This is a genomic window from Pseudomonas cichorii, from assembly GCF_003700275.1.
Taxonomy (GTDB): domain Bacteria; phylum Pseudomonadota; class Gammaproteobacteria; order Pseudomonadales; family Pseudomonadaceae; genus Aquipseudomonas; species Aquipseudomonas cichorii_B.
Genome location: NZ_RBRE01000028.1, coordinates 83,038 through 108,456 on the forward strand (window position 1 = coordinate 83,038; position 25,419 = coordinate 108,456).

Consider the following 25,419-nt stretch of genomic DNA (forward strand, 5'->3'; position numbering starts at 1 on the left):
TCTAGTCCTTCCTATTTCTTGTAAGCTGTATGAATGTTGATGATATCGGAAAGGAGTGCAAACGCTGTTTCGATTCTTCCTGCGCCTGGCCCCGAGACAGTGACTGCACCCAAGAGCTCGGTATTGAACGAAATTGCGTTAGTGGCACCAGAAATTCCAGCTAGTGGATGTTCGCTGCTCAAAAGCTTCGGCTCAACGGTGCCAGAAACCGAGCCATCAGCGTTGCGTTTAGCAGAGCCAATAAGTTTCCAGTGCGAATTATTTTGACGTGCGTCATCAATATCGTTGGCAGTCAGACCGGAGATTCCGACGCAGCTAACGTCACTAATACTTAGTTTTGCACCAAGCAGTTCGTTCGCGAGAATTACCACCTTCAAACGAACATCGTAGCCTTCAACATCTGCCGTAGGATCCGCTTCGGCATATCCCAGTTTTTGGGCTTCAGCTACAGCTTCAGAAAATGCTAGCCCACTTTCCATACGCGTCAGAACGTAATTAGAGGTGCCGTTGAGAATGCCTTCGAAGCCTACGATTTCACTTCCAGCCAACGACTGCTTAGCGAGCCGAATGACAGGAGTACCGCTCATTACTGATCCTTCATACTCAAAGGCCATATTATTCTTAAGCGATAGCTCTTTGATTGTGGCAGCATGAATGGCGATTGGCCCTTTGTTAGTGGTTACGACATGTTTGCCACCCTCCAGTGCCCAGCGACAGAAGGTGGTCGCAGGCTCACCATCGATAGGGTTGGTAAAAGTCGCTTCCGCAATGATGTCTGCACCCGAATTTTTGATGACCGTTTCGTTAAACGCTTCGACGGTACCACCTGGGATTTGCGCTAGTGCTCCTTTAGTTGCTGGCAAGCTCACCAGCGCACCAGCGTCCAACCCGTCGCGATTGATTACAGAGCCGAGGAAAAGGTCAGTGACACCGACAATTTTCAGGGTAAAACCCAGACTCTCTTTCCAAGACGTATTGCGCTCTGAAATGAGTTGAGCCAAAGCCCGGTTAACACCACCAAAACCTACCAGTGCTATTTTGTATTCCGTCATTTCTTGTTATCTCCGATCCGTTAGGTTAGCTATGGCCCCTAGCTTAGGACGGAGGTGCCGGCAGTAAAATATGCCGAAAAGCATTATTTTTTGAGCGTTTTGACTGTTCCGTCGCCAAAATGGCCAGCCGCAAAGAGCCAGATCCATCGGCTCTTTAGGGTATTCACATCCTTAGATAACGTTCAGCAGAACGAAAGAAGTTATTGTGTTTTCCACGCCTGGCATCGCAGAAATTTCGTTCCAAACTTTGTGTACGCGCTCTGGGCTGGAAGCACCGACACGTACCATCAAGTCATACTCACCACTCATGACTTCACACTGAAGGACTTCCGGCATTTTTCTCAATGCTTCCAGTACTTCTGTCCCACGCATGCGGTCATAGCGATAGACAAACATGACAGCGTTTATGAGTGAAGATGGTGTCTGCCCCTCCGGTCTACGTAAGGTATATCCTTGTATCGCGCCGTCGCGCTCCAGCCTTTCAATGCGTTGGCGTACAGCATTTCTCGATAGGTTAACTTTTATAGCAAGCTCTGCATGGGTAGCCCTGCCATTCAGAGTCAGCTCTGCGATTATGCGTTCATCGAGTGAGTCAAGAACTCGTTTCACTTATTCACCCGCTTATCTACTTTGTTATTTTTCAGATGCTGCTGAGCACTTGATTTATAGTGCCAACGTCGTCTGGGTTTATTCGATACAATCTTAGTGAGCAGCTACTCTGTACAGGCGTTACCTTCGGTATAGGTACGATGCCAAGCTTAGCAAGTAGTATAGCCGACTTTATTGGTGAAACCTCCCCGAGAGTGACCATCGGAGCCACCATGCTGCGTCTATAGAGTCTAGCGGCGAGCACCCCCGTCGCCGTGTGCGGGTCAATTATATAGCCAGTATCGTGATGCATGCTCTTTATCTCCGCTAAGGTTTCTTCATCGCTTACGGAGTAAGAGTCAATAATCATTCGTGCTTGCAGCCATAGCTTATTGTCTATGACCATTTCTCCGTTTTCCTCAAACTCCTCCATCAGCTTACTCACAGCAACGGAATCCTTACCATAGAGCTCCCATAGTAATCGTTCCAGATTTGAAAAAACCGAAAGATCCATTGCAGGAGATAAACTCCTATCAGACTTGATTCTGGAATAATGATTTTTCAAAAACAATTGATGCAAAGCATCATTACGATTGGTAGCAACAATCATTTGAGTGATCGGCAACCCCATTTTCTGCGCAATGTACCCTGCATAAACTTCAGAAAAGCTTGATGCCGGAACACTGAACCCAATAGTTCTTTGCCCCCCACTGAGTTGAAGTGTGGCATAGAAGTAGAAAACCAACTGCGCCATGACATTAACCCAATTACTCGAATTAAAGCTAACTGCCGTGTAATTTGACTGCCAATTTCTAAACAGTTTCGAGACAATCATTTGACAGTCATCAAAGCTCCCATTTACTGCGAAGCGATAAAGGTTAGGATGGTCTGACGCATGCAATCGCATAATCTGCTCATCTGGAGAACCCGATTCTGGAAAAAATGCAACAACAACCGAACTTTGACTATTCTTAAAAGCTTCAATGGCGGCAAGTCCAGTGTCTCCATTCGTCGCCCCTACAATCAGTGCCCGGCGCTTCCGTTTTGCAAGGAAGTACTCCACAAAACGGACTTGCAACTGGGCTGAAAAATCTTTCGAAGAGCGAGTCGGCCCGTGAAACAACTCAAGTACCCATTCATTCCTATCGACCTGTTGTAAGGGCGCAATAGTGCGATGATCGAATTCACTATAAGCATCTTTAAGAAGCTGCTTTAGATCCTCTTCTGGGATCGTCTGACCAACGAATGGCTTTATAACTCGAAAAGCCAGTTCGTCATAGGTGAGCATCGACCAATTCGCTATCTCCTGAGCACTAAACTCCGGTGGAGCACTTGGCATATACAATCCACCATCCTCAGCGACTCCAGATAGTACAACCGTTTCAAAGTCAGCCTTGGTAGCAGAATTGCGGCTACTTACGTATTGCATTATTAACTCCACCTACTGTTTTTGAATGCTAACCTATCTGATTTTGGGCTTATCTTGAGGGAGCATTTCGTCCGCTTCGATCGCCTTAGCCGACCCGCTGCTAGTAGCTTACCCCAACGTTCCAAAGACTCACTACGATGCAGGGAAGATGCTGGACAGAAGCGATTCCTCCGCACTGTACCCTTTGGAACCTGGCGCTTGAATACTAGATTAGGACGTGTCTCAAACTTAACAAATATAGCGCTTCGCTTTATTTTATGGTCGATCTGACCAATTTTGATCGATTTGACATAAAAAACTTCAAATACTAGTGCAAATTGTAATTATCGGATTAGCTGTCTGATCCAATATATCTCATTTATCAGCACCAGCTCGTAAGCTTAGCCAGCTGGTCATGCTGGCAGCCATGTAATGAAAAAAATCCCTTGAACAGACTGTGTGAAAACGCACTGGAGACCAGCACAACAAACGCCCCTACTAGTGCGGGGCGTTTGTTTTTGTGCGGACGACAAACGAAAACGCCCTTCAGTCTATTAGCGCCATCAATTGGCGGGCCCCGATTACACTAATTGCACGTTTTAGGTTGTAGGCATTCACTGCCAAGGCGATTTCCGCTCTCGCTCCCTCCAGTTGACGCAACAGGAAGCGAGAGTCGCCAAACACCCATTCAGGTTGCCGAAGGGGTGCTCAACGTTGGATCTTCGGTTGGCCATTATATGCGGCTGGGCCAGCACTATTGCTCCATTCGCTCAACGCTTCCTCATTGGCATGGTGTGAGACGTAGCTGCGCTGAGCGCCAGTGATTGAGATTTGAGTGGGCAGGTAGCACAGTCGTTGCATCTGCCTGTTAGATCCGATCGCCCTTGTCGCGCTGTTTGAGCTATCACCACTTGCACTGCGGTAAAACCGGACGAAGGCCCGGCACGTCGCCTCAAAGGCGAGTTTATTGTTTTTACGAAAGTCGGCGATGTTCTTGACGTCGGGCTTAAGCCGGTTAATCAATCACATCACTTCGATGTTGCGCAGGCACTCGGCTTTGAGACGCTGCGATGAGCGAATCCGGCGAAACTAGCCGTAGAGGCAGAGTTTGAGCTGGTCGGCACGATCATAAGAGGGGTGCCCCGTGCTTTTGGCCAGCGTTTTATCAAAGCCCAGTTGAACCAGATCCAACTTTGATGTGTAGATCGTTTGGCGTCTGCCGTGAAGCGGTGCTGGCTCAGCAGGTCATCCACGCCGATGAACGCCGGTGCAGATGCTGGCACCTGGCAAGCAGAAAACGCTGAGAGCTTGTGTCTTTGCCTACTGCAACATGCCGCTCTCGGCGTTCAAAGCCGTGGTCTATGACTTCAGCCCCAGCCTTGCTGGTGAGCACGCGCCCAATTATATAGGCTTGTGGAACGGCAAGTTGGTGTGAGACGACCATCGGGGCTCTACTTGCCAAGCTGCGAGAGTTGATCAAGACCAACAAAACAATACGGCAGGCTAACTTGATAGGTTTGCTCAACCCGGTTCTACGAGGCTGGGCGAACTATCACAGTCATGTCGTCACCAAGAAGATCTTCAACCCTGGGGCTTGGGACTAGTAGCCGGCGCACTGATCGCACGACAGGTCGCAAAGCGGCTGCCCAAGGTTCATTTTGGCTACCTCATCGCCTCCGGATACATGGGCTACTTGTTATGGACCCAGGGCTTGTCCAGCTCCATCGCCCTGGCTAACACCGATACCAACAGCCCTATTAACGTCATTTATCAACTGACCGGCATGACGTTCCCTTTCAGCCTCACGATTTTCCAGCCCTACAGCTGGATTTCCGCTGCTTCACGCATTGCGGAGTGTCTAAACATTATCACGGCGCCCACGCCCGAGCTAAAACCATGAGGCATGAACCAGCGCCTCGCCTGATAAGAAACCAGGAAGATTCGCAACGTTAGGTTACAATATCGGCTCCAGCCTGCCCCCCAGGGGCCGATATCACTGTTGGCAAGGAACTTTTCGCGTGTCTGCTTGCGTCTGTTGGATGCTGCGGCAGTGTTGTTCGACAAGGCGTTCCGATATCTGACCCGTATCCCGGCTCAACGCGTTCATCAACAGATCTGCGAATATTTCTCTGTCCCTTCCGCTGAAGACTGTCCCGGTATCCGAATCCCATGGGGTGATGAATTTGGTCCGATGATTGAGGACGGCGTTCGTTGTGCGGAGAGCTGGCTTGACGATTCATCACTACCGCTATGGTGGGCACTGGCGCAGAACCGAAAACGTCATTGTCTAGGGGACTCTCTGGAAGCTTTTGAGGCCGGTTTTCTGCTGTGTTTGCAGCAGAGTCTGATCAACTTTCGTGAAGCCGCTGCATCCCGACCAACCAGTTTTGATGCTTAAGGTTGTATTTGACGTTTGAGATCTGAATTAACCGCTCAGGCCACTAGACGTTGATTGTTCGGGTGTATGCATCGCGGGATGCCACCTGCAGATTTAACAGCAGGCACCAAGGCCGAAAACACTGGGCATCTCGCCCGCAGCGGCCGGAAAGGCGAGAAACATCGGTGCTCAGCGAGCTACCATCCCAGCGGCTTGTTCGGTAGCCTCCGTAGTACGCGTTGCGAGTTTACGAACCTCGTCAGCCACGACAGCGAAACCGCGCCCAGCCTCTCCTGCGCGCGCAGCCTCAATAGCCGCATTTAGGGCCAGGAGATTTGTCTGACTTGCGATGCCCTGTATCGTACCTACAATTTGCGACAACTGGGCGATGTTGGTTTCCAAAGTCCGCTGATGCCTAACCTCTGCGTCTCTCAACTCTTTCTGCTCGTGCTGCAGATGGACGTCCACGAGAGCGCCAACCACGTGAAGTGGAGAGCCAAGCGGATCGCGCCGGGTCTGACCGCGACCCCTGAACCAACGATAATCGCCACTTTTCATCTTCAACCGATACTCGATGTCGAATGGAGTCTTTCCTGACTTATCATTCAAGTGAGCAACGAAAGCGTTGAGGCTTCGGTCTTTATCATCCGGATGCAGCCTAGAAACCCAGCTATCCAAAACATCTGGAAACTCTTCAACAGTTTCAAAGCCGAGCAGTCTTCGGAACTGAGGCGACCACCAGAAGGGGTTTTGTGCATTCACAGGATCTCCGGCGATCACTTCCATATCCCACAATCCATCGGAGAGCATTTCTCTAGCAAGTTCAAACCTGGTGATGATGACGTCGTGTTCCTGATCACGTTCCAACTGATCATGAATATCCCTTAGCGAGCCAGCTACTCGGATCGGAGTTCCTCGCTCGTCACGAAGTGTTTCACCTTGAGCGTGGAACCATCGATAGGAACCGTTCTTCATTGCGAGCCGGTACCTTATCTTATATGGCGTGTTCCCGGACTTGTCGTTGAGATGACGAGCAAAGGCGTCGAGTGTACCCTGCTTGTCCTGTGGATGAATGCGATCCGCCCAACTGGCCAAGACATTTGGGAAATCACGTTCGTCACTAAACCCCAAAAGGTTTCGAAATTGCGACGACCACCAAAAGCTGTTCTTCGGATTAACGGGGTCGCCAGCAACAACATCCATGTCCCAAAGGCCCTCACTAGCAGCCCGATTCACTAAGTCGAATCTGATTTCATGGGCTAAGGCAGAAGCTGTTGACTCGCGAAGTAATTCACGAGCAGCTTCAAGCTCGTATTCAAGTTGGCTAATGCGCGATTGGGACTCACGATTTGATGATTCGAGAAACTCCCAGGCATCAAGGATTGATGGGGCCTCTTTGCAACCGTTGACCTGAGGTACCTTCCCGCTCCTGATAGCAGCTATTAACTGCTGAAGGGCAAAACGGTCACGACGCAAGAATGGAAAAGGGGGCATGGTATGAGACTCAATAAACGTTACGGGCACATTGATAAGGGGCAAGGTAAAACAAAACGATCGCAGCCTATGGCTGTTCCTACGTTGGAACGCGTACGCCTGAGGCTGCCGAAGGCTGCGATCTTTTCAGGGTTTAGAAGTAATACCCAATGTTCATGTACAACTGGTTTTCCCACTGGTTGCTGCCACCTGCCCCCAGACTCTGGGTGTAGCTGCTGCCACCGATGTACGGATCGTTCTTACCGTATAGCCACTCCGTGGCGATCCACAGTTTGCTGACGGAGAACGATGTGCCGAAAATCATCCGCTGCGAGGTCTTGAAGTCGTCGTCGGATTTGTCGAAGGCGCTGTAGTTGGCGTACAGCTTCACGCCGCTGATCTGATCGAACAGGTACTTGCCGCCAACGTCGTAGCTCACGTCCGCCACGTAAAGGTTGCCGCGACTGGCGACGTTGAAGGTGCCGTCGAAGCCGCCGAGGGTCACCAGTTCATCGGTGCCGGGATTGCGCGGGGACATCTGCTGCCGCGCCGCTTGCAGTTGCACGCCCCATGGACCGTTCTTGCCGATGTAGTGCACGGCCACGGCATTGCGCCGGCCGTCGTTGTTGGTGTCCTGGTTCTCCAGGGTCGAGGTCAGGCCGGAGATCCCGACTTCGGATTTCCACGGCCCCAGGTCCAGCGCCTTGGCCACCCGCAGCACCACCGTATTGCGCTCCTGGTTGTTGCTGCCATCGGCGACGTAGCTGTCGGCTTCAGACACCACGCTGGAGTAAGTATCACCCTTGCTGGTGCCTTTACCCTGCCATGCAGGGCGCAGGTAGTAGCCGGCCTGGATGTTCCAGTCGCCACTTTGCTGAATGTACTTGGCACCGATTTCTGACAGGTCTTCCAAGCCCACGACGTTGCCGAGGGTCTCGAAGAAGGTGCTGCCGAAGTATGGCTGCAAACCGAACGGCACCTGATTCAGGCCGACCTGGACCTGCTGGTCGGGGTTGAACTTGTAGCCGATCCACGCCGATTCGGCGAACTGGATGTCACCGACATTCTTTGTGTACTGATAAGGATAGGCCCGCCCATAGAAGCGATATTTGGCCGCTCCGATCCAGGTGTCAGAATTAAACTTGGCGCTGAGAAACGCGGTGTCGAAGTTGAACTTCTGGATGTCACGATCCGGGTCATAATCCCAGCGCGCACGGACCGCGCCGCCGAGGTCAAGGTTGTCGGTCACCTGAACCGCCATGGCCGGTGCCGCAAAAGCGCCGAGCAGCGGAATTAGAGCAATGGAACGGATAGCACGAGGGGTGGTTGTGCGCACAGTGATACTCCCGATTTTCTGATTATTGTTGGGAACAGCAGCCCGGGCCGCAGCGAACGCTGCGACATGAGTAAAGGGTTATAGAGTCATTTGGCTTGAGGTCGGATCAGCCTTCCAATGCCCGCCTTCCATTGTTGGAGCCGGTTGGTCTGGAAGGTATTACTGCAAAATCCTACTCTGCCGACTTCAACCGTAACCGGCTTCGATGGGACAAGCCTGCCTGCAATGCAAATGCAACGATCACAGTCGAGGGTGCGGAAAAGCTGCTCAGGCCAGGGCCGGAGAACATCAGTGCCAGTCCCAATGCGGTGGCGCCAAACCAGGCGCTCAAGCCCGCCGAATTGAACGCTTTCACCCGTTCGAGCGCCGCCACTTCACTGCGTCCGTAAAGAATCTGCGCCAACGCCACACCCACCCAGGCCACCACGAAAATCCCCTGATAGGCCAACGCTTTAAGTAAGTAAGTAAACACGTCCGCGAGCATCAGGCCGTACACGATCACCCCAACCGTCAGCGCCCACATCAAGTACGAACCGCGGATGCCAAAGCGGGCAAAGAACGCCTGCATGTTCATCGTCGCCAGATAGTAATTGGCCGTGTTGATCCGGGTTTGCGTGGCCCAGACAAACAGCAACCCCCACAAGCCCATCAACTGTAAAATTGCCATCACCACCGAGACTTCGTTCAGCGCGCCTTCGTGGGGAATGCTGCTGACCAGGTAGATGCCCGCCGCGCCGTTAAGTAGAAACGTCACCGCGTAGAACGGCATGCCGAAGTTCCAGCGGCCGTGATACTCGGCGTCTTTAGGCTTGCCGAAACGGGCGTAGTCGAAGGTGAACAGCATCAACACCCAGATGCCCATGTACGCAACAAAGCAATCCCACCAACCGAAGGCACTGGGGGTTGCCGGGCCGAAATCCAGCCATTGCGGCTGGTAGCCATAACGACTGATCGACAGCCCCACCGCCACCAGCAAGCCACCCAGGTACACCGGCAGCAACACGCCGTTGAGCTTGTCCAGCCAGTGCTGCACGCTGCCCAGGATCATCGGCACGCTGTACAGCACCACCAGCAACGCGGCCAGCGGGAAGACCAACTGCGGATACAGGTGATTGAGCGCCACGGCGATCACCGAGCCTTCGAATACTGCGTAATAGATGGCCGTCGAGAAGAAGATCAAAGTCGCCAGGCACGCCCCGGTGCTGCCGAACAGCAACCGTGAAAACAACGCCACCGACAAACCGCTGCGGATGGCGAAGCGACTGAGCACCGAGTTGACCAGGCCGTAGCTGATCACCGACAGCACCATGCCGATCAGGGCATTGCGGGCGCCGTACGACAACGCCAGCGATGCGCCGACCACGATGTAGAACATTGCACTGCAGACCGCCCACCAGGCCATGGTCAGGGACAGCCGCCCCATGCGTGCGTCGGCGGGAACGGGGTGATTGGCCGGGTCTTGCCCGGTTTGACTCGATTGCGATAAAGCAGCCATATGCGTGAACTCCAAAACCAGTCAAAGGTTGAAGCGCGGGCAGCCGTCACCGCACTGAAGTGCGACGTTGGCTTGCCGTTTAGCATTACCCGCGCGATGCGGCGGGCAGAATCAGGAAGGGAACAGCTTGCTCAGGCAGCTGAGTTTTTTCTTATAGGAACGTCGCGCTTCCAGCGCCTCTTCGAGGGTCACCGCGACAAAGCGGGCCTTCTGGTTGGGTTGCATCTGGCCGATCAGGTCGAGGTCGGCGCTGATCACCGTGCCAATCATCGCGTAGCCGCCACCGGACACGGCGTCGCGGTGCAACACAATCGGTTCGAGCCCGGCCGGGACCTGAATCGAGCCGATCGGGTAGCAACTGTCGACGATGTTCGATGGATCGGAACCGGCGCCGAACGGTTGCTCTCGCGGCTTAAAATTCAGCGCGCTGCCGCCCTTGAAGCGATAGCCGATACGGTCGGCTTCAGAGCCGACCGTCCACGGCTCGGCGAAAAAGCTTTTCGCCGCCGATTCGGTCAAGCGGTGGTAGTACAGACCGGGCACCACCCGCAGGGTGATTTCGCCACCCAGCGCCTGGCGCAATGCCATGGGCAAACTGGCCCCTGCGCGGCTCTTGCCCCTGGCGATACCGATCGGCAATTCGTCGCCCGCGATCAACCGACGCCCCTGAAAACCGCCCAGCGCGCCGAGCGCATAGGTCGAGCGACTGCCAAGTACGATCGGCACATCAATGCCACCGGCCACCGCCAAATAAGCTCGGGCACCGGCCTTCGGAAAGTCAAAGCGCAACACTTGCCCGGCCTTCACCGCGAACGCGGTGTCGTGGTGCATTTCCACGCCATCGACCCGTGCCGTCATGAGCGCGCCGCAGACCGCCACCAGTGCATCCTGCTGAAACTCCAGCTCCGGTCCAAGCAACGTGCATTCCAGCGCCGCCGAACCAGCCGGGTTACCAACCAGTTGATTGGCCGCGCTCAAGGCGTATTGATCGAGCGCACCGGAAGGTGGAATGCCCAAGTGGTAATAACCTTCGCGGCCCAGGTCCTGCACCGAAGTCGCGAGGCCGGGTTTGAGGATCTTGATCATGCCAACACCTCCTGTAGCGACTTGGGATAGCCGACGGGATCGGCCAGAAAGGCATCCAGGGAAAATTCTACCGGCCGGATCCGCAGATCGAAGCGCCCGGCTTCCACGTCGGCCACCGCCTGGTCATAGGCCTCACGGTCCATCGGTTTGAATTGCACGATGTCGCCCGGACGGAAAAACACCATGTGCTCCTTGAGGTACGCCAGGTTCTGCTGCGGGTCGTAGATCGGTGCCGGCGTGACGCCGAACATCTGGTAGCCGCCGGCACCGCGCACCGAGTAGATGCAGCCGAAGCAACCGCCATGCCCCAGGGTCAACTTCGGCGTGTCGGTGCGCGGTCGCAGGTATTTGGGCACCTGTAACTGACGCTCGCGCTCGACCATCTGGAACATGAACGGCAGACCCGCGACGAAGCCGACCATAGAGACAAACCACGGCGCACCACTGTGGGCGGCGATGAACGCATCGACGTCTGCCAGGCCGTTAATTCGCGCGGCGTATTCCAGGTCCGTGGCGCTCGGGTCTTGATGACGGTCGCGAAAACGCATCAAGATTTCGTGGGTCCAGGGGTCGTTATAGAGCACCGGAATCTCGATGATCCGCGTCTGCAACGTGCGCTCGGCGACGGCCCCGGCCTCGGCGATTTTTACCGCTTCGAGCAAGCTGTGTGGGGCGATGCGATCCGGGTCAAAACGGATCTGAAATGACGCGTTGGCCAAACACACATCGAGCACACCATCGAGCGCCAGACGTTCGACTGCGCGGGTAACCGCCATGCCTTTGAAGAAGGCTTCAAGGGACATGCTGTCGCTGACTTCGGCAAACAAATGTTCATCGGCGCCGAAGCTGTAGCGGATTGGAGTGCTCATGCTTGACCTCCACGGCCACGCTCGGCCAACCAGGTTTCCAGGGTGCCGGTGTGGAAGTCGGCGCTGTGCAACCACGGTTGTTCCAGCAATTCGCCGTGCAGCGACAAGGTGGTGGCCATGCCGGAGAGCGTGGTGTGCTTCACTGCCAGCCGTGCGCGAGTCAAGGCCTCGGCACGATCACGACCATGGACAATCAGCTTGGCCAGCAGCGAGTCATAGTACGGCGGCACGCGGTAGCCTTGATAGAGATGGGTGTCGACCCGAACGCCCTCGCCTTGCGGCCAGATCAACGATTCGACCAGACCGGGGCTGGGGAAGAAATCCCGCTCCGGGTCTTCGGCGTTCAGGCGCATTTGCAGGGCGGCACCATTGAGCTGGATGTCGCTTTGCTTGAAGCCCAGCGGCTCGCCACCGGCAATGCGCAACATCGCCTGAACTAGGTCGATGCCGGTTATCAGTTCACTGACCGGATGCTCGACCTGAATCCGCGTGTTCATCTCGATAAAAAAGAACTCGCCGGTCACGTCATCATATAGGTATTCCAGTGTGCCGGCGCCCTTGTAGCCCAGGGACTCGGTGAGGCGCACGGCGCTGGTGCAGAGCGTCTCGCGTTGCTGCGGGTTGAGGGCCGGCGATGGCGCTTCCTCGAAAATCTTCTGCCGACGACGTTGCAACGAACACTCACGCTCAAACAAGTGCACCGCGTGCTGACCGTCGCCCAACACTTGAACTTCGATGTGCCGTGCGCGGCTGATGAAGCGCTCCAGGTACACCGCGCCGTTGCCGAACGCAGCCTGGGCTTCGCGCTGGGATCGGGGGAACTCTTCAGCCAGTTGTTCGGCGTTTTCCGCCAGGCGAATACCCCGCCCGCCACCGCCGGCCGAGGCTTTGATCAACAGTGGAAAGCCAACGGCTTCGGCGGCCTTGAGCGCCGATTCGACATCGAACAGTTCACCGGGCGAACCGGGCACCACGGGCACGCCCGCTTCCTGCGCGGTGCGCCGGGCTTCGGCCTTGTCGCCCATGCGCCGGATCGTCTCCGGGCTCGGGCCGACGAAAATGGCCCCGGCCGCCAGCACCGCCTCGGCGAAGTCGGCGTTTTCCGAGAGAAAGCCATAACCCGGATGGACCGCGTTGGCGCCCGTGGCTTTCAGGGCGCCGAGCAATGCCTCGACGTTCAGGTAACTCTTGTCAGCGCGGGCCGGACCGAGAAGGTGCACCTCGTCGGCCATGCGCGCCGCCCGGGAATCGACGTCCGCTTCGCTGCACGCGGCAACCGTGGGAATCCCCAGTGCTTTGGCAGCACGGATAATCCGCACAGCGATCTCGCCACGGTTGGCGACCAGCAATTTTTGAATGGCTTGCGTCATGATCGCGCCCTCACTCGTCGTCGAGTGTTGCGACGACTTGACCCGGTTCCACCGGATCACCGTCTTCCGCCAGGAATGCGCTGAGGCGACCGGCCGTCCCGGCGGTCAGTTCGGAAAACTGCTTCATAACCTCGATCAAGCCAATCACCGTGTCGGCGCTGACCTGCGCGCCGACCTCGACGAAGTTCGCCGATTCAGGGGTGGCTTTGCGGTAGAAGGTCCCCGGCAACGGGGTGATTACAGTGTGTTCGGCCATGTCTGTTCCTCTTGGAATAGTTGTAGAAAGGCAGGCAAAAATGAATCGGTGTGCAAACCTGGCGTCTGCGTGCCAGGCGTTTTCGTCTAATATCAGCGCGGCGCGCGAACCTTGATCCCGGCGCCATCGAGCGCATTGCGGGTGGCTTCGACCAACGCCAGCGCGCCCGGTGTGTCGCTGTGCAAACAGATGGAATCGAATGCGATCGCCAGGTCTTCGCCCTCGACGGTGCGCACCACGCCTTCCTGACAGGCCCGCAGGACCCGCGCCGCGACCTGCGCTGGATCGTAGGCACGCACGTTGCGGGTAAAGACGATGGAGCCGCTGAGGTCGTATTCGCGGTCGGCGTAGAACTCGCGGATCACTGGTTGGCCGAGTTCCGTAGCAACCCGCCAAATTACCGAATCAGGCATGCAATACAGCAGCAGCTCAGGCTCCAGGCGCTGCAGGTTTTCCACCAGCAAGCGCGCCGCTTCTTCGTCCCGAGCCAGGTGCATATAGAGCGCGCCGTGGGGTTTGATGTGTTGCAAGGCCACGCCCTGGACCCTGGCGAGTTCACGCAAGGCGCCGAGTTGATAAAGCATGTCGTCCACCAACTCCTGCGCCGGTGCATTGATGTGCCGGCGGCCGAAACCGACCAGGTCGCGGAATCCCGGATGGGCGCCGATGGCGACGCCCAGGCGCTTGGCCTGCTCGACCGTGCGACGCATAGTGCCGGGATCGCCGGCATGGAAACCGGTGGCGATATTGGCCGAGCTGATAAAACTCATCAGTTCATTGTCAACGCCATCACCGATGGTCCATGGGCCAAAGCCTTCACCCATGTCCGAGTTAAAATCTACTGCCTGCATGACGCTTGCTCCCGACGCTTGTGACTTCATGCAGGTCAAGCTAGATTACCGCGAACCCCTTGGGAAGATCTATTATCAGATAGGCCATCTTCTGAAAAACAGATACCTAATCGCCCGGAGTGCTCATGTCCCTAACCCTGCGCCAGATCCGCTATTTCGTCGCCACGGCCGAAGTCGGGCAAATCTCTCAAGCTGCGATTCATCTGAATATTTCCCAGTCGGCCGTGACTACGGCGATCAAGGAACTGGAAGGCATCATTGGCGCGCTGCTGTTCCAACGCTCGGCCCAGGGCATGAGCCTGACAGACGCCGGGCGGCACTTTCTGAATCGGGCCTATGTGATTTTGCGCAGCGTCGATGACGCGTTGAACAGCCCGTTGCCGGACATCCGCGCTAGCGGCGTGTTGCGGTTGGCGGCGAGCTACACGGTGATTGGTTACTTCCTGCCGCACCATTTGCAGCGGCTGGAGCATTGGCATCCGGATGTGACCATCGAAGTCCACGAACAAGAACGGACGGCCATCGAAGAAGGTCTGCTCGAAGGTCGCTTCGACATGGCAGTGGTGCTGACCGCAAACCTCACGCTCCCGGACATCGTTTCGGAAACTCTCTTCAGCTCCGAGCGGCGGTTGTGGCTGCCCAGCCACCACCCCCTGTGCGAACGCTCAGCCGTAAGCCTCGCTGACGTGGTGAAAGAGCCCTACATCCTGCTGACAGTCGACGAGGCCGAACAAAGTGCGATGCGTTACTGGGAACACGCACATCAACAACCGAACGTCAAGGTGCGCACCAGTTCCGTCGAGGCGGTGCGCAGCATGGTCGCCAATGGCAGCGGCGTAGCGATCCTCTCTGATCTAGTGCACCGTCCCTGGTCACTGGAAGGCAAACGCATAGAAACACTGACCATCACCGAACAGGTGACACCGATGAGCGTCGGACTGGCGTGGCATCGCGAACGTGAATTCAGCCCGGCGATGCACGCATTTCGAAATTATTTCCACGATGCATTTTTGGCACCCCAACAGCATTCCGCACGACGCTGAAAGATACGTAAAAGTAATCCACCGGCTTGACCTCATAAACGGTCATATCAGGGATTGAAAAAATGCAGTTAACTGAAAATTGGCGAGTTGCATCCGATGATAAAGGCGCCCTTCAAGCAAGTCTTTCCAAGTAGCGAGGCACTTCAGGCTCCGGAAGTACGGATAGCACCTTCAGGCGCTGCAAGGTTCGCTCGCGGGCTTTGGATATGTGGTCTCGAAGGCAGGAGCAGGCTGAGTCAACTGTTCCGTAAAGCAGTGCCTCAAAAACTAGCCTGTGCTCTACCAGCATGGCCTCATCGTTGCTTGTGTTCAGAGACTCGTGCAGAACACGTCCGACATTCAACGGAATCTGACACTGGCGAATGACTGCAGCCATTCGAGCGTTACTCAACCCTGCTAGGCAAGTGACGTGCAGATCCTGTTCGAGCTGTTCTATGTCTACTCGTTGGACACCTCGCCCAGCTTCTTGCGCCCTGATTATTCGCCCCAACATATTTTCAAGGTCGCCGCGTGGGACATGCTCTACACCTTGGCGAAGTGCATCAGGCTCAAGAAGCATGCGCAGCTCATAGTCCTGTTTGACTGCCTCTGCAGTTAACGGCCCTGCCAACCATTGAGAGTAAGGCTCCTTTTCTACCAAGCCTTTATCCCTGAGACGCATCAGAGCTTCCCTGACCACGTTTCTGCTGACGTTCAATTCTTCAGATGCGCTTTGCTCATCTATTCGGTAGTGCCCAAAGACCATAAAGCGAATAACCGTTTCCGCCAAGTGATCGTAAATGCGCTCACCTAGAGGTCGATAATCGATCAAATCTTCCTGAGGTTCTAGTCCGAGCAACTCACGTGTCAGCGGGACGCGTATTGGGGCTTTGCTCCGACCATCAGGATCAATGAGAAATCCACGGCCTTCAAAGCGACGGATCAAGCCCTCCTCATGCAAGAGATTGAGTGCCTGGCGCACCGGTACGCGGCTAGTACCGAAGAGTTCGGCTAGAGGTGCTTCTACCAATACAAGTCCAGCAGTCGCTTGCCCGCTAAGAATCGCTTCACGCAGCGCGTTGCGGATGGTTTCGTAGCGTGAGGCCGGTCGATCTTCGGTCGGTAGTGCTGCAGGCATCAAGACTGTTCTCAAGAAACGGGGGGTGGGTGAGTTTCTCACACGATAAGCGAGATGTGATCGCGATCGGTAACACCTCATTGATCAGTTTTAGGGCGAGCGTGTTACCAAAAACCCCAAAATGGATCATTTTATTAAAAATACAATTTTCAAGCCATGGCCTGACAGGATGCTGTGTCCCTCTACCAACCTCCCGGCGCTGAGCCATCTGCCGCATTATGTGTTGAGCAAATACGCGACTTGGCACGGTCGATGCTTTTGGTAATGTATGTATTAATAAAATATACATTTTAGAGGTCTACCATGCTTGCCGATGCCTTTTCCTTGGCTCAGAAATTTGCCGACGGAACGTCCGACCCTGTCACGGCCCTTAAAGATGCGTTGAAACTCAGCGCAGACGCGCCTGCTGCATTCATCACATTTTGTGAGGATCGAGCGCAGCGTGAAGCTGCAGCTGCACAGGCACGCTGGAAAGCCGGGCAGCCCTTGTCTCGATTCGACGGCGTCCCGGTAGCTTGGAAAGATCTATACGACCTGGCCGGATATGTGACTACCGCAGGCGCGAAAGTACTTTTACATACCCCCCCTGCTTCACACGACTGCGCGCTGGCTGTGGCACTTAGCCGCGCAGGTCTTGTGAGCATAGGGAAAACCAACCTGAGCGAATTGGCATACTCAGGCCTGGGACTCAATCCCCACTTTGGCACGCCGGTCAATGCCGCGTCGAAAGATGAAGTGCGCGTACCTGGTGGATCCTCATCAGGATCTGCTATCGCTGTGGCGCGAGGCATCGTACCTATCGCCATGAGCACCGATACAGCGGGATCAATACGAGTGCCGGCAGCTTTCAATGGCTTGGTTGGCTATCGAAGCAGCTCGCGCCGTTACTCGTTTGCTGGGGTCATGCCCCTTGCACGCACGCTTGACTCATTGGGGCCTATCACTCACAGCGTTCGCGACGCTATTGCGGTCGATAACCTTTTGCTGGGCGATCGACGAGGGCTGTCCTTCGAGACTACAGGCCTTCCAGTAGCAGGGCTTAGGCTCCGTGTGGACATCAAGGTGCTCAATGACACACGTATTCAGCCAGCAGTGAGATCTAACCTTCTTACCGCAGTTGAGAAGCTGGCTCTGGCAGGAGCAGTAATCGAAGAAACGCCGGTTCTCGCGTTCCATCAAGCGCTGGAACTCATAGAGCAGGTGGGGTGGCTTGGAAGTGCTGAGGCCTTCGCACTCCATCAAGAGCTCCTAGATAGCCCAGCGGCAGAGCAACTTGATCCAAGGGTTCGAAAGAGGCTTGAGACCGCCCGAACATTTCCTGCCAGCAAGCAGGTGCGCTTGTACCAGGCCGCTGAGGCGCTGAAAAAGCAAATTACGAGCGAATTGGACGGCGCCTTCTTGATCACTCCTACCGTCGCGCATGTTGCCCCCCTACTTACGCCTCTTGAAGAAGATGCCAGCATCTTTGCTGCCACCAACCTGGCGACGCTACGGCTAACGATGCCGGGAAGCATGTTGGACATGCCTGGCGTTGCGCTGCCCAGCGGGATCGGTGATGCCGGGATGCCTACCAGCCTGCTTCTTTCGAGCTTCAGCGGAAATGACGAAGAGCTGCTCCGAGCCGCTTTAACCGTCGAGTCATACATTCGAGTCACTGAATAAATACGCATGGGATGCGGGGCTCTTACACCTGCATTCAATTGAATAACAAAGAGGTATGAATCATGGCGAAGGAAATATTTGTATCAATCGGCGTTGACGTAGATGCGGTCGCAGGGTGGCTGGGCTCGTATGGTGGCGAGGACTCCCCTGACGATATTTCCCGTGGTCTTTTCGCTGGTGAAGTGGGTTCACCAAGGCTTTTAAAACTGTTCGAAAAGTACGACCTGCGTACTACTTGGTTCATTCCAGGACATTCCGTAGAAACCTTTCCCAAGCAGATGAGGGCGGTTGTTCAGGCCGGTCACGAAATCGGGGTGCACGGATATAGCCATGAGAACCCTATTGCGATGACTCCAGAACAAGAAGAAATAGTTCTGGATAAATCGATTGAAATTATCACCAAGCTGGCTGGCAAGCGACCCACTGGCTACGTGGCGCCATGGTGGGAATTCAGCAACGTTACAAACGAACTTCTTCTGAAGAAAGGTATCAAGTACGACCACAGTTTGATGCACAACGATTTTCACCCTTACTACGTTCGTGTGAAGGACAGCTGGAACAAGATTGACTATAGCCAACACCCAGATACCTGGATGAAGCCGCTGGTGCGCGGTGAAGAGACCGATTTGGTTGAAATTCCGGCCAACTGGTACCTCGACGATCTACCTCCGATGATGTTCATCAAGAAGTCGCCTAATAGCCACGGCTTCGTAAATCCACGCCATTTAGAAGAGATGTGGCGTGATCAGTTTGACTGGGTATACCGCGAACACGACTACGCGGTGTTTCCAATCACCATTCACCCGGACGTTTCGGGTCGCCCTCAAGTGTTGCTGATGCTCGAGCGACTCATTGAGCACATGAAAAGTCATGAAGGCGTGAAGTTCGTCACGATGGACGAAATAGCCGATGACTTTATTCGTCGTCAGCCTCGAAACGGCTGAGTGTTTTGCTGCGGGTAACTCCTCCATCACGAGTTCTACAAAAACAAGAGAAATGCCAATATGACCACTACACAGACAATATCAACGACGCAAGTAAATGAGTCCGGTGCTTGGAAGCCCGTACAGCTTGAATCCAAGGATGTTACTTACGCCACATGGATCGCATTCTTCGCGTGGGTATTTGCTGTCTATGACTTCATCTTGTTTGGCACGCTGCTGCCAGTCATGGGTGGTCATTTCACATGGAGTGAGGCTGAGCAGGCGCAAATCGCCACTTATGTAGCTGTAGGCGGTGCAGTCATCGCTTTTATCGTTGGCCCGCTGGTAGACCGAATCGGACGCCGCGGGGGAATCATCTTGACCATTGGCGGCACCGCAATTTGCTCGGCGCTGACTGCGGTCTGTGCGGGTATGGGCAAAGCGCCGCTGATTGCAGTTCGTTCAGTTGCCGGTCTGGGCTACGCCGAGGAAGGGGTCAACGCGACGTACCTTACCGAGGTTTATGCCGCGTCTACTGATCCGAAGATAATCAAGCGCCGGGGTTTTGTGTACAGCCTGGTGCAGAGTGGCTGGCCGGTTGGTGCACTCATTGCTGCGGGCCTGACCGCTCTGCTGCTTCCGCATATTGGTTGGCAAGGTTGCTTCATCTTTGCAGCAATACCCGCACTCGTGGTAGCGATCCTCGCTCGCAAGCTGAAAGAAAGCCCACAGTTCCAGGTTCATCAGCGCATTCACCAACTGCGTAAAGCTGGAGATGAATCTGGGGCGCGCAGCTTGGCTCTGGAATACCATGTCGATTATGACGAGCACTCCAAAGCCGGAGTTGCGGCAGCCTTCCGGGGTGCAGCACTCCGTCCAACGCTGGTGTTGAGCCTGGCGATTCTTCTCAACTGGTCTGCCATTCAAGTCTTCAGCGTTTTGGGGACATCAGTAATCGTGAGCGTCCACCAGCTTTCGTTCCAGAATTCATTGTGGATCCTGGTTCTGTCCAACCTAGTTGGTTTCATCGGCTATCTGTTTCACGGTTGGCTGGGTGACCGATTTGGTCGCCGAAACACTGTTGCATTTGGGTGGATGTGTGGAGGGCTGGCGTTTTACGCCATGCTCCAGGCACCTAGTGAGCTGACGACCGTTGTTGCGTTGTACAGCCTGGGACTGTTCTTCCTCACTGGCCCCTATTCAGCAATGTTGTTCTTTATGGGCGAAAGCTTCCCCACCAGCATCCGCGCAACAGGCGGAGCAATTGTTCATGCCATGGGCCCAATTGGCGCCATCGTCGCCGGCCTAGGGATTACCAGCGTGTTAACGACAGGTGGTCAGTGGCATAGCGCAGCGCTTTGGTTCGGCGCGCTGCCCTGTTTCTTGTCCGGCTTAGTGATGCTGGCAGCCCGACACGTAGAACCTCATTCCGTAAAATAAGAAGGAGCTGGAATCATGTCTAAACCTGTAGCTTTGATCACGGGAGCCGCCAGCGGCATTGGCGAAGCCGTTGCCCTTGCGTATGCGAAGAAGGGCGTACGTGTGGTAGGTGGATACTTAGCAAGTGCTCCTCATGATCCACTTCATACTCAGCGACTCGTCGAAGAGGCAGGCAGTGAGTGCTTGATGATCCCTATGGATGTCACTGACAGCGCCTCACTGGACGCCATCGCCGCCGCCGCTGTGGAGCGCTTCGGGCGACTCGACTATGCCGTGGCAAACGCGGGTCTCCTGCGTAAAGCGTCACTACTAGAGATGTCGGATGAACAATGGAATGAGATGCTCGATGTCGACCTCACAGGCGTGATGCGTACCTTCCGTAGCGCGAGCCGCTATATCGGTGAAGGCGGTGCATTGGTCGCAATCTCGTCAATTGCCGGTGGTGTATATGGGTGGCAAGACCACTCGCATTACGCAGCTGCGAAGGCGGGTGTACCTGGGCTTTGTCGCTCGCTGGCAGTAGAACTTGCCGCCAAGGGGATTCGTTGCAACGCGGTCATTCCTGGTTTGATTGAAACCCCTCAGTCGCTTGATGCGAAAAACTCTCTGGGAGCAGATGGGCTGGCGAAAGCAGGTAAAAGCATTCCACTGGGCCGGGTAGGCCGTGCAAGCGAAGTTGCGGATTTAGTGTGCTATTTGACAGGCCCTGACTCCAGCTACATCACCGGGCAAAGCATCATCATCGACGGTGGTCTGACTGTGCGTTGGCCTGAATAAAATTAAATGTGCCGCATGTCCTGGGGTGCGGCATTGAGGACAACAAAAATGAAGCCATTGCAAAACCGCCGAGCTGTTATCACAGGTGCTGGAAGTGGTATCGGCGCCGCCATTGCTTATGCGTATGCAGACGCCGGCGCGAAGCTCGTGTTATGTGACCGCGATGCAGAGCGCCTGTCTCTTGTGTCGAACAAGTGCCGCGATCAAGGCGCTTTGGTGATCGAATGCATCGCCGATGTGGGCAGCAGAGAGGGAGCTCAAGCAGGTGTCGATGCTTGCGTAAACGCGCTTGGTGGCATCGATATCCTAGTAAACAATGCAGGCATGCTGACGCAGGCTCCTTGCGTGGACATCACCCAGGAAATGTGGGACGACATGCTCCGCGTTGATCTGACCAGTGTTTTTGTTGCCAGCCAGCGCGCGTTGCCACACATGGTGGATCAGAAGTGGGGGCGCATCATCAACGTCTCGTCACAGCTGGGTATCAAGGGAGGCGCTCAGCTCACTCACTATGCCGCCGCTAAAGCCGGCGTCATCGGGTTCACAAAGTCCCTTGCGCTGGAGGTAAGCAAAGATAATGTTCTGGTCAACTCAGTCGCCCCTGGGCCCATTGAAACGCCACTTGTAGAAGGTATCAGCCAAGAGTGGAAAGCAGCGAAAGCCAAAGAGCTTCCCCTCGGTAGATTTGGCAGAGCTGAAGAGGTAGCGCCCATCGTGGTATTACTAGCCTCAGAGCCCGGTGGTAACCTGTTTGTAGGTCAGACCCTTAATCCCAATTCAGGCGACGTAATGCCTTGAGGTGAAACATGTGTGGACTTTGTGGCCTGATAGGAGAGGATGCTCACTGGAGCGATCCATTAGAGAAAAGCATCCCCGGCCGACGTGAACGTTTGCGTAGAATAGCTTCGATCAATCGGGTGATTGCTCCGCTCAGGCTCAAGGTCAGCGATTTTCAAGGCTCCTCTTATCTCATCCAAGGGGCTACAGGGAAACAGGGATTAGCTTCAGGACTTGATCAGCTTTGGCAGGTGGCTGAAGAGCTCGTGAGCCATAAGCTCGATCCTCTGGACCCTAGGATTCTAGATCATCTTGAGGAAATGCTATGAGCTTGCAGATCAATGTCTTGACCGGTTTTCTGGGGAGTGGCAAGACCACCCTCCTACAACGGGTTCTGGCAAATGAAGACATGGGGCAGACGGCCCTACTGATCAACGAATTCGGTGAAGTAGGTATCGATAATCTGCTTGTACAGGAAATTGCCCCCAACACCATATTGCTGCCAAGTGGATGTGTCTGCTGCTCGGTGCGCGGGGACTTGAAACAGGCTCTCATTGATCTGCATGGAAAGCGTAATCGTGGCGAAATTCCGGCGTTCCGTCGAGTGCTCCTGGAAACCACCGGCTTGGCGGATCCGGCCCCGATCCTGTCTACCTTGCAGCGTGATCCACAGCTTCGGGGTCGTTACCATCTTGGCCTGCTCGTAACAGTCGTTGACGCTCAGCATGCTTCGCTACAAGAGCGCCTTCATCCTGAATGGATCGGGCAGGTCACCGCAGCCGATCGCCTTCTAGTGAGTAAGGCGGATCTTGTTACTCCTGAGTCACTTGACAAAGTATTTGCCCATTTGAAAACGCTCAACCCAACAGCGTCAGTGGCGCTCACCAGCTCTGTGCTGGAGGGTGATGAGCAGCTTTTGGGGGAAGGACTAAGGAGCATGGTGCCGGATGAAGAAGTCGCTGGGTGGCAGCTCTTTGCCCCCACGAAACAACCTCAACACGGTAATGCGCAAGTGTGCGCGCTTGAGTACGAAAAACCGCTCGACTGGTTGGCCTTCGGGATTTGGCTATCGATGCTGCTAAGATGCCATGGCGAGCGCATTCTCCGAGTCAAAGGGATTTTGAATGTGATCGATACAGAGCAACCAATAGTCATTCATGGCGTCCAGCACTGCCTTCACCCACCGGTACACCTCACCAGTTGGCCAAATGGACAGCGACGTTCACGATTGGTGATCATTGTGCGTGACCTTGATATTCGGATATTACGCAGATCTTTTGACACGTTCTTGCACAGTCTGGGGCGTGCAGCATGAGTGGCCCGGTAACATTGCGCGTGCTCGGGACTTCGGTAACGCTGCTTGAGTCAATTCGATTGCGAGCCGAGCAGGAACTAGGCATTCGGATCGAATACCAGGTTCACGACGTGCAGACAGTGCAGCGCATTGCCCTAATGAATCCTGAAAGCTATGACCTTTATGATCAGTGGTTTCATAGCATGGATTTCGTGTGGCCTGCTGGCGCGATTCAGCCCATCGATGTACGCCGTATTGCGCTTTGGGATGAAATAAATGATCTGCCCAAGCGAGGCAGACTCCATCCTGACCATCCACTGTCTGGAGGTAGCCTGCCTTGTGACCGACTCTACGTTCAGCACGATGGTAGCTTGGCCAACCGTCCAACTCATCTGATCAGTATGTTGCCCTTAACGCATAACGCAGACAGTTTTGCTTACCGGCCAGACCTGCTGCCACCTGGTTTTTCGGCGGAAAATGAAAGCTGGTCATGGCTTGTAGATCCTCATTGGTGTGGTCATGTTGCGTTGCAAAGTGACGCTGCCATCGGCGCGCTCGATGCAGCCCTAGCAGTTCAAGCCAAGGGGCTCGCTTGTTTCGATGTCATTGGAAATTTGAGGTTGGATGAGATCGATGATCTGGCCAATGTCCTCGTTAAACTCCAGCGACAAGGGCACTTTGCTGCGTTTTGGTCTGATGATCGTGAGGCAGGCAAACTCATGCTGGGCCCTGATGTATACATTGAGAGCGTCTGGTCGCCGGCACTCATGCAGCTTCATCGTGAAGGGATTCAGTATCGGCAAGCAGTCCCCAAAGAAGGGTATAGGGGCTGGTTCGGAGGACTATCCCTGTCACGAGCTGTGGACGGAGCCGTCAAAGACGCAGCCTACGCTTATCTCAACTGGTGGCTGGCAGGCTGGCCCGGAGCGATGATGGCGCGCCAGGGTTTTTACATTTCCAACCCACTCCGTGCCCGTGATCATCTATCAGTTGCGGAATGGAATTATTGGTACGAGGGTCAACCCGCCTCGGAACGACTTCTAGGCAGTGATGGGGAGCCACTCATCGAACCCGGCGAAATTAGGGAAGGAGGTTCATATGCTGAGCGAGTAAGTCACATCAGCGTCTGGAACTCTGTGATGGATGAGCACAATTACCTTGTGCGCAAATGGGCCGCTTTTCTGAAAGCAGGCCGGTCTCAAGGTGCATGACCTGGATCTAATTCAACTGCGCAGCCACCCTCTGGTGCAATTAAAATCTGGCCTAGCTTATCGAGGAACGCTTTAACTCGGTATGGCACCTGTTGTCGCGTTGGGAGCAAGGCAGTAATGGTGAGGTGTTCAGGCAATGCGTCAGTTAGCTTGATCTCCTGCAGGCTTCCGTCGGCTAGGTCTGACCGAACATCCCAGTAAGAGAGCATCACCACACCTAAGCCCAACTTTCCAGCCGCCCTTACTGCTTCCACGCTGTTGGCGCTAAACGGTGCGTCGGCCTTGACTGAAAATCGCTCACCACCTTTTATGAGTGGCCAGTACGGCATTGAATGCAGGCCGATGCAATCATGCATCCTGAGTTTTTCCAGGGTATTTGGTACTCCTCTACGCCGCAGATAGGAAGGGCTTGCACAGATGACGCGAGGGTTAGGAGCTAGGTGGCGAGCGATCAAAGCGGAGTCTCGGAGTGTGGCAATTCGGATGGCCACGTCGATACCCAATCCGACGATATCTATGATGCTGTCCGACAGGATCAGATCTACTTTTAGAGACGGGTTTTCTTCAAGGAGGGCCGGAATCATAGGCAAGATAACCGTCTGGCCGAACACAGTTGGAGCCGTTACTTTTAGGACGCCACTGGCGGCCCCAGCAAATGTGAGTATCGCAGCCCTCGCGGCTTCATCTGCTTCGAGCATAGCCTTCGCATAGGGCAGGTATAACTCCCCCTCGGGAGTCAGTGACACAGACCTGGTTGTTCTGTGGACGAGCCTTACTCCCAATTGTTCTTCCAGCGACGCGAGCCGTCTAGAGATCGTCATCGGCAGGACGCTAAGTCTACGTGCCGCTCCCGACAAGCTGTCACTGGCCGCGATGGCGACAAATGCTTCCACTTCGGCGACTTGCATCTTCATATCCTATAACGATAAGCCGCCTTATCGGACGGCACGGCTTCTGCTAGCCCCGCAAGGAGGATACCTTCGTCAGCAACCCAGCTTTCTATCCTAACTGACG

At 54.9% G+C, this 25,419-nt stretch carries 24 protein-coding genes and 4 pseudogenes; 13 read left to right on the forward strand and 15 right to left on the reverse strand.

Annotation, left to right across the window (positions count from 1 at the left end; genetic code table 11):
- Positions 1 to 11 precede the first annotated feature (11 nt).
- From ALQ04_RS06850 to ALQ04_RS06865, 4 genes and pseudogenes are all read right to left on the reverse strand, one after another.
- Positions 12 to 1,052, reverse strand: a complete 1,041-nt coding sequence (locus ALQ04_RS06850; protein WP_012723260.1) for a homoserine dehydrogenase — start codon at positions 1,050 to 1,052, stop codon at positions 12 to 14.
- A gap of 171 nt (positions 1,053 to 1,223) precedes the next feature.
- Positions 1,224 to 1,661: an Lrp/AsnC family transcriptional regulator gene (locus ALQ04_RS06855; protein WP_012723259.1), complete on the reverse strand. Its 438-nt coding sequence runs from the start codon at positions 1,659 to 1,661 to the stop codon at positions 1,224 to 1,226.
- A gap of 31 nt (positions 1,662 to 1,692) precedes the next feature.
- Positions 1,693 to 3,069 carry a threonine synthase gene (gene thrC / locus ALQ04_RS06860; protein ID WP_012723258.1) on the reverse strand — a complete coding sequence of 459 codons (1,377 nt, stop codon included), beginning with the start codon at positions 3,067 to 3,069 and terminating at the stop codon, positions 1,693 to 1,695.
- Positions 3,070 to 3,594: 525 nt separating this feature from the next.
- Positions 3,595 to 4,254: pseudogene (locus tag ALQ04_RS06865) on the reverse strand (transposase); the annotation flags it as partial.
- 14 nt (positions 4,255 to 4,268) lie between these two features.
- Between ALQ04_RS06865 and ALQ04_RS06870 the strand changes: the two are divergent.
- The 4 genes and pseudogenes from ALQ04_RS06870 to ALQ04_RS26885 form a co-directional block, all read left to right on the forward strand.
- Positions 4,269 to 4,480, forward strand: a pseudogene (locus tag ALQ04_RS06870) (transposase); the annotation flags it as partial.
- Positions 4,481 to 4,490: 10 nt separating this feature from the next.
- Positions 4,491 to 4,652: a group II intron maturase-specific domain-containing protein gene (locus ALQ04_RS06875; RefSeq protein WP_224794393.1), complete on the forward strand. Its 162-nt coding sequence runs from the start codon at positions 4,491 to 4,493 to the stop codon at positions 4,650 to 4,652.
- Complete coding sequence (locus ALQ04_RS06880) at positions 4,643 to 4,948, forward strand: TIGR00366 family protein (RefSeq protein ID WP_043205095.1); 306 nt, start codon at positions 4,643 to 4,645, stop codon at positions 4,946 to 4,948. Before ALQ04_RS06875 ends, ALQ04_RS06880 begins: the two co-directional genes overlap by 10 nt.
- 126 nt (positions 4,949 to 5,074) lie before the next feature.
- Complete coding sequence (locus ALQ04_RS26885; protein WP_158309468.1) at positions 5,075 to 5,446, forward strand: LasR-specific antiactivator QslA; 372 nt, start codon at positions 5,075 to 5,077, stop codon at positions 5,444 to 5,446.
- Positions 5,447 to 5,623: 177 nt separating this feature from the next.
- Here ALQ04_RS26885 and ALQ04_RS27630 read toward each other — a convergent pair.
- The 9 genes and pseudogenes from ALQ04_RS27630 to ALQ04_RS06925 all read right to left on the reverse strand — a co-directional run.
- A pseudogene (locus ALQ04_RS27630) lies at positions 5,624 to 5,908 on the reverse strand (methyl-accepting chemotaxis protein); the annotation flags it as partial.
- Positions 5,909 to 6,919, reverse strand: a pseudogene (locus ALQ04_RS27475) (PAS domain-containing protein); the annotation flags it as partial.
- Positions 6,920 to 7,052: 133 nt separating this feature from the next.
- Positions 7,053 to 8,234 carry a hypothetical protein gene (locus tag ALQ04_RS06895; RefSeq protein ID WP_012723254.1) on the reverse strand — a complete coding sequence of 394 codons (1,182 nt, stop codon included), beginning with the start codon at positions 8,232 to 8,234 and terminating at the stop codon, positions 7,053 to 7,055.
- Positions 8,235 to 8,406: 172 nt separating this feature from the next.
- Positions 8,407 to 9,729, reverse strand: a complete 1,323-nt coding sequence (locus ALQ04_RS06900) for a cytosine permease (RefSeq protein WP_012723253.1) — start codon at positions 9,727 to 9,729, stop codon at positions 8,407 to 8,409.
- 111 nt (positions 9,730 to 9,840) lie between these two features.
- Positions 9,841 to 10,815: a biotin-dependent carboxyltransferase family protein gene (locus ALQ04_RS06905; protein WP_012723252.1), complete on the reverse strand. Its 975-nt coding sequence runs from the start codon at positions 10,813 to 10,815 to the stop codon at positions 9,841 to 9,843.
- Entirely contained in the window at positions 10,812 to 11,684 is an 873-nt protein-coding gene (locus tag ALQ04_RS06910; protein ID WP_012723251.1) for an allophanate hydrolase subunit 1, read from the reverse strand. Before ALQ04_RS06910 ends, ALQ04_RS06905 begins: the two co-directional genes overlap by 4 nt.
- Positions 11,681 to 13,054, reverse strand: coding sequence for an acetyl-CoA carboxylase biotin carboxylase subunit (locus ALQ04_RS06915; RefSeq protein ID WP_012723250.1), 1,374 nt, complete (start codon positions 13,052 to 13,054; stop codon positions 11,681 to 11,683). Before ALQ04_RS06915 ends, ALQ04_RS06910 begins: the two co-directional genes overlap by 4 nt.
- A 10-nt stretch (positions 13,055 to 13,064) precedes the next feature.
- Positions 13,065 to 13,310, reverse strand: coding sequence for an acetyl-CoA carboxylase (locus tag ALQ04_RS06920; RefSeq protein WP_012723249.1), 246 nt, complete (start codon positions 13,308 to 13,310; stop codon positions 13,065 to 13,067).
- A 92-nt stretch (positions 13,311 to 13,402) separates the two neighbouring features.
- The gene (locus ALQ04_RS06925) at positions 13,403 to 14,161 is read right to left on the reverse strand and encodes a 5-oxoprolinase subunit PxpA (protein ID WP_012723248.1); all 759 of its coding nucleotides are present in this window, start codon (positions 14,159 to 14,161) and stop codon (positions 13,403 to 13,405) included.
- Between the two features lie 125 nt (positions 14,162 to 14,286).
- On the opposite strand from ALQ04_RS06925, the gene ALQ04_RS06930 reads away from it, so the two are divergent.
- The gene (locus ALQ04_RS06930; RefSeq protein WP_012723247.1) at positions 14,287 to 15,204 is read left to right on the forward strand and encodes a LysR family transcriptional regulator; all 918 of its coding nucleotides are present in this window, start codon (positions 14,287 to 14,289) and stop codon (positions 15,202 to 15,204) included.
- A 112-nt stretch (positions 15,205 to 15,316) separates the two neighbouring features.
- On the opposite strand, the gene ALQ04_RS06935 is transcribed toward ALQ04_RS06930, so the two are convergent.
- Entirely contained in the window at positions 15,317 to 16,321 is a 1,005-nt protein-coding gene (locus ALQ04_RS06935) for a GntR family transcriptional regulator (RefSeq protein ID WP_012723246.1), read from the reverse strand.
- A 303-nt stretch (positions 16,322 to 16,624) separates the two neighbouring features.
- Between ALQ04_RS06935 and ALQ04_RS06940 the strand changes: the two genes are divergently transcribed.
- From ALQ04_RS06940 to ALQ04_RS06975, 8 genes are all read left to right on the forward strand, one after another.
- Complete coding sequence (locus ALQ04_RS06940; protein ID WP_012723245.1) at positions 16,625 to 17,983, forward strand: amidase; 1,359 nt, start codon at positions 16,625 to 16,627, stop codon at positions 17,981 to 17,983.
- Positions 17,984 to 18,045: 62 nt separating this feature from the next.
- On the forward strand, positions 18,046 to 18,927 hold the full coding sequence (locus tag ALQ04_RS06945) for a polysaccharide deacetylase (RefSeq protein ID WP_012723244.1): 882 nt from the start codon (positions 18,046 to 18,048) through the stop codon (positions 18,925 to 18,927).
- Positions 18,928 to 18,987: 60 nt separating this feature from the next.
- Entirely contained in the window at positions 18,988 to 20,346 is a 1,359-nt protein-coding gene (locus ALQ04_RS06950; RefSeq protein ID WP_012723243.1) for an MFS transporter, read from the forward strand.
- A 15-nt stretch (positions 20,347 to 20,361) separates the two neighbouring features.
- A complete protein-coding gene (locus tag ALQ04_RS06955; protein WP_012723242.1) occupies positions 20,362 to 21,123 on the forward strand; it encodes an SDR family NAD(P)-dependent oxidoreductase in 762 nt (253 codons plus the stop codon).
- Between the two features lie 48 nt (positions 21,124 to 21,171).
- Entirely contained in the window at positions 21,172 to 21,921 is a 750-nt protein-coding gene (locus tag ALQ04_RS06960; protein WP_012723241.1) for an SDR family NAD(P)-dependent oxidoreductase, read from the forward strand.
- 8 nt (positions 21,922 to 21,929) lie between these two features.
- On the forward strand, positions 21,930 to 22,229 hold the full coding sequence (locus tag ALQ04_RS27170; protein ID WP_012723240.1) for a hypothetical protein: 300 nt from the start codon (positions 21,930 to 21,932) through the stop codon (positions 22,227 to 22,229).
- Positions 22,226 to 23,215 carry a GTP-binding protein gene (locus ALQ04_RS06970; protein WP_012723239.1) on the forward strand — a complete coding sequence of 330 codons (990 nt, stop codon included), beginning with the start codon at positions 22,226 to 22,228 and terminating at the stop codon, positions 23,213 to 23,215. Before ALQ04_RS27170 ends, ALQ04_RS06970 begins: the two co-directional genes overlap by 4 nt.
- Positions 23,212 to 24,405: a PotD/PotF family extracellular solute-binding protein gene (locus tag ALQ04_RS06975; RefSeq protein ID WP_012723238.1), complete on the forward strand. Its 1,194-nt coding sequence runs from the start codon at positions 23,212 to 23,214 to the stop codon at positions 24,403 to 24,405. Before ALQ04_RS06970 ends, ALQ04_RS06975 begins: the two co-directional genes overlap by 4 nt.
- On the opposite strand, the gene ALQ04_RS06980 is transcribed toward ALQ04_RS06975, so the two are convergent.
- Entirely contained in the window at positions 24,393 to 25,313 is a 921-nt protein-coding gene (locus tag ALQ04_RS06980) for a LysR family transcriptional regulator (RefSeq protein ID WP_012723237.1), read from the reverse strand. The two genes, ALQ04_RS06975 and ALQ04_RS06980, sit on opposite strands and share 13 nt — an antisense overlap.
- Positions 25,314 to 25,419 lie beyond the last annotated feature (106 nt).